The organism is Bacteroides neonati (assembly GCF_000499785.1).
Classification (GTDB): domain Bacteria; phylum Bacteroidota; class Bacteroidia; order Bacteroidales; family Bacteroidaceae; genus Bacteroides; species Bacteroides neonati.
The window spans coordinates 1-5000 of the sequence record NZ_HG726034.1; the positions used below are offsets into that span (position 1 = coordinate 1).

At 45.2% G+C, this 5000-nt stretch carries 2 tRNA genes, 2 rRNA genes and 1 pseudogene (1 of these 5 running past the window's edge); all 5 read left to right on the forward strand.

The features are described 5' to 3' along the window. Positions 1-582: pseudogene (locus tag TY03_RS21270) on the forward strand (malate dehydrogenase); the annotation flags it as partial. Positions 583-1333: 751 nt separating this feature from the next. Beyond that, positions 1334-2852: ribosomal RNA gene (locus tag TY03_RS21275) — 16S ribosomal RNA — on the forward strand. 148 nt (positions 2853-3000) lie between these two features. Then, positions 3001-3074: transfer RNA gene (locus TY03_RS21280), tRNA-Ile, on the forward strand. Positions 3075-3088: 14 nt separating this feature from the next. Next, positions 3089-3162 (forward strand) — tRNA-Ala (locus tag TY03_RS21285). A 186-nt stretch (positions 3163-3348) separates the two neighbouring features. Then, positions 3349-5000, forward strand: a 23S ribosomal RNA gene (locus tag TY03_RS21290); it runs 1217 nt beyond the window's last position. The 16S and 23S rRNA genes sit together here with 2 tRNA genes alongside, the layout of an rRNA operon.

A 5000-nucleotide genomic window follows, 5' to 3' on the forward strand; every position in this document is an offset into this window, starting at 1 on the left:
ATCCAATGGATACCATGACTTATTTGGCGTTGAAGTCACTCGGTTTGCCTAAAAACCGTATCATTGGTATGGGGGGGGGCTTTGGATAGCTCTCGTTCCAAATACTTCTTGTCTCAAGCCTTAGGTTGCAATGCTAACGAAGTAGAAGGTATGGTTATCGGTGGACACGGCGATACTACTATGATTCCTTTGGCTCGTTTTGCTACTTATAAAGGATTGCCTATCTGCAACTTTCTTTCTGCTGAAAAGATAGATGAAGTGGTAAAATCAACTATGGTTGGTGGAGCTACATTGACAGGCTTGTTGGGAACTTCTGCATGGTATGCACCAGGTGCGGCAGGAGCATTTGTTGTTGAGTCAATTCTTCACAATCAAATGAAGATGATTCCTTGTTCAGTGGCACTTGAAGGTGAATATGGTGAACATGATCTTTGCTGTGGTGTACCTGTAATTCTGGGTAAGAATGGTATCGAGAAAATCGTAGAACTTCCTTTGAACGAAGAAGAGATGGCTAAGTTTAAGGCGAGTGCTGAGGCTGTTCGTAAAACAAACGCTGACTTGAAAACAGTAGGAGCTCTTTAATTTACTGCTTCTATTATTAAATAAAAGAGGTCGTTTCATCTAGGTGAAACGACCTTTCTTGCTTATATTGATTAGAAGCTTTTTCTATGGACAAAGGTATTGGGGTGATTGCCACGTGGTGTGTTTCTAATTGTTCTTGACGATATTGTTTGAAAATACGCGCGCGTATATATTATAATGTGTTCTCTCTTTGCTTTCCTTTTCTCCCTTCCTGACTTATGTTTTATAACACATCTCTCATTCAGCCTATTACAACTTAATTTCCTTTTTATTCGAAATAAAAGGTGTTTAAGTTTGGCTTGTATGGGTAAAAAGCCTACTTTTGCATCCGCTTAGCAAGAGAAGCTAAGCCTTGAAAGATTGACATTCTGTTTAAAAGCTCGCAGAGGCTTTTCTTCCTTTCGCAAGAGAGACGACAAGAGAAGCGCACGAGACGAAAAAGAAAAACAAAAAAACTTCTCAAAAGTTTTGGTGTTTTAAAAATAAAGTCTTACCTTTGCATCCGCTTTTAAAACGAAGCATACTTAAAGAAGCGTTCTTTGAAAGATTTACATAAACAATACAAGTAGTACAAGAGCGAGAGACTTGTCTTTTTAGATAGGAATCTCGGGTAAAATTTTAAAACCGTCAATGATTTGATTCATTACAAATGAAACAGGGATTTGAATAAACGTCAATAAATTTACAACATCCTAACAGAGCAAGAATTCGATTACTGAGTGTAAATTTGGTAATCAATCAAAATACTTTTACAATGAAGAGTTTGATCCTGGCTCAGGATGAACGCTAGCTACAGGCTTAACACATGCAAGTCGAGGGGTAGCAGGGTAGCAATACCGCTGACGACCGGCGCACGGGTGAGTAACACGTATCCAACCTACCATTCACACGGGGATAGCCTTTCGAAAGAAAGATTAATACCCGATAGTATAGCGATAAGGCATCTTATTGCTATTAAAGAATTTCGGTGTTTGATGGGGATGCGTTCCATTAGATTGTTGGTGAGGTAACGGCTCACCAAGTCTTCGATGGATAGGGGTTCTGAGAGGAAGGTCCCCCACATTGGAACTGAGACACGGTCCAAACTCCTACGGGAGGCAGCAGTGAGGAATATTGGTCAATGGACGAGAGTCTGAACCAGCCAAGTAGCGTGAAGGATGAAGGCCCTATGGGTCGTAAACTTCTTTTATAGGGGAATAAAGTGCGGAACGTGTTCCGCTTTGTATGTACCCTACGAATAAGGATCGGCTAACTCCGTGCCAGCAGCCGCGGTAATACGGAGGATCCGAGCGTTATCCGGATTTATTGGGTTTAAAGGGAGCGTAGGTGGACGTATAAGTCAGTTGTGAAAGTTTGCGGCTCAACCGTAAAATTGCAGTTGATACTGTATGTCTTGAGTGTACAAGAGGTGGGCGGAATTCGTGGTGTAGCGGTGAAATGCTTAGATATCACGAAGAACTCCGATTGCGAAGGCAGCTCACTAGAGTACAACTGACACTGAGGCTCGAAAGTGTGGGTATCAAACAGGATTAGATACCCTGGTAGTCCACACAGTAAACGATGAATACTCGCTGTTTGCGATATACAGTAAGCGGCCAAGCGAAAGCATTAAGTATTCCACCTGGGGAGTACGCCGGCAACGGTGAAACTCAAAGGAATTGACGGGGGCCCGCACAAGCGGAGGAACATGTGGTTTAATTCGATGATACGCGAGGAACCTTACCCAGGCTTAAATTGCAAATGAATATGGATGAAAGTTCATAGCCTTCGGGCATTTGTGAAGGTGCTGCATGGTTGTCGTCAGCTCGTGCCGTGAGGTGTCGGCTTAAGTGCCATAACGAGCGCAACCCTTATCTTTAGTTACTAACAGGTCATGCTGAGGACTCTAAAGAGACTGCCGTCGTAAGATGCGAGGAAGGTGGGGATGACGTCAAATCAGCACGGCCCTTACGTCTGGGGCTACACACGTGTTACAATGGGGGGTACAGAAGGCAGCTACACAGCGATGTGATGCTAATCCCAAAAGCCTCTCTCAGTTCGGATCGAAGTCTGCAACCCGACTTCGTGAAGCTGGATTCGCTAGTAATCGCGCATCAGCCACGGCGCGGTGAATACGTTCCCGGGCCTTGTACACACCGCCCGTCAAGCCATGGGAGCCGGGGGTACCTGAAGTACGTAACCGCAAGGAGCGTCCTAGGGTAAAACTGGTGACTGGGGCTAAGTCGTAACAAGGTAGCCGTACCGGAAGGTGCGGCTGGAACACCTCCTTTCTGGAGTGTATGTTGTGAACGACGTTTATAACAAGGTTTTAAAGAGGAACCACCATAAGAACCTCTTCGTACTACGTGTAGTTGTTTATTTAAAATATAGATTGAAAGAGAAAAAAGAAGCCGAGCCGAAAGGCAAGGGTTTGAACATAGTCCTATAGCTCAGTTGGTTAGAGCGCTACACTGATAATGTAGAGGTCGGCAGTTCAACTCTGCCTGGGACTACGAATCTCAATAACGGGGGATTAGCTCAGCTGGCTAGAGCACCTGCCTTGCACGCAGGGGGTCAACGGTTCGAATCCGTTATTCTCCACTCTTGAGAATGTTAGGATAGACTGCAAGTCAATCCTACAACTTCGACACTGTCGAAGTATTCTCACAACGATCTTTGACATGATGATACAAAACCAAAAAAGTTAAAATAGTAATTAAGCTAAAAGTATATATCGAACCATACGTTCAATTGTGTAAATAATTGATCTGTGACCGGTAAGAAGAAAGTAAGCAAGGGCGCATGGCGGATGCCTTGGCTCTCGGAGGCGATGAAGGACGTGATAAGCTGCGATAAGCTTCGGGTAGGTGCAAATGACCTTTGATCCGAAGATTTCCGAATGGGACAACCCAATATCTTGAAGAGATATTATCCTGCTTAGCAGGAGGCTAACACAGGGAACTGAAACATCTTAGTACCTGTAGGAAAAGAAAATAAATAATGATTGCGTAAGTAGTGGCGAGCGAACGCGCAGTAGCCCAAACCAATTATGTTACGGCATAGTTGGGGTTGTAGGACCACGTTGTGGGACGAAAGTTGGTGAGTAGAAGCATCTGGAAAGTTGCGCCATAGACGGTGATAGCCCGGTATACGAAGTCAACTGAACCCTAGTGGTATCCTGAGTAGTGCGGAGCACGAGGAATTCTGCATGAATCTGCCGGGACCATCCGGTAAGGCTAAATACTCCCGAGAGACCGATAGTGAACCAGTACTGTGAAGGAAAGGTGAAAAGAACTTCGAATAGAAGAGTGAAATAGTCCCTGAAACCATGCGCTTACAAGCGGTCGGAGCAGTGTAAACTGTGACGGCGTGCCTTTTGCATAATGAACCTACGAGTTACTTTTACTGGCAAGGTTAAGGATCTTGAGATCTGCAGCCGAAGCGAAAGCGAGTCTTAATAGGGCGCTTTAGTCAGTAGGAGTAGACGCGAAACCAAGTGATCTACCCTTGGGCAGGTTGAAGGTTAGGTAACACTAACTGGAGGACCGAACCGATAAGCGTTGAAAAGCTTCCGGATGACCTGAGGGTGGGGGTGAAAGGCTAATCAAACTTGGAGATAGCTCGTACTCCCCGAAATGCATTTAGGTGCAGCCTTGATTTATACTAATGTGAGGTAGAGCGACTGATAAGATGCGAGGGCTTCACCGCCTATCAAGTCTTGATAAACTCCGAATGCGCATTAGTTCTATATCAGGAGTGAGGGCATGGGTGCTAAGGTCCATGTCCGAGAGGAGAAGAATCCAGACCATCAGCTAAGGTCCCCAAATAAACACTAAGTTGAACTAACGAAGTCAGATTGCTAAGACAGCTAGGATGTTGGCTTGGAAGCAGCCATTCATTTAAAGAGTGCGTAACAGCTCACTAGTCGAGGAGTTTGGCGTGGATAATAATCGGGCATAAGTGTTTTACCGAAGCTATGGAACCAGTAATGGTTGGTAGGGGAGCATTCCACTCTGCGTTGAAGATGGAGCGTAAGCTCTGTTGGAGCGTGTGGAAAAGCAAATGTAGGTATAAGTAACGATAAAGGGGGTGAGAAACCCCCTCGCCGAAAGACTAAGGTTTCCTGATCAACGCTAATCGGATCAGGGTTAGTCGGGTCCTAAGGCTCAGCCGAACGGCGAAGTCGATGGCAGAACAGGTTAATATTCCTGTACTACCTTTAGGAGTGATGTGGAGACGGAGCAGTGATAGCGCCGCGGACTGACGGAATAGTCCGTTGAAGGGTGTAGATGTTGATCGTGGTAGGCAAATCCGCCGCGAGAGTCGAACCTGATAGTATGGAGCGTCTTTATGACAATCCAATAGTGCGTGTAAACATACTTCCAAGAAAATCCGCTAAACTTAATCCTGAAGGTACCCGTACCGTAAACGGACACACG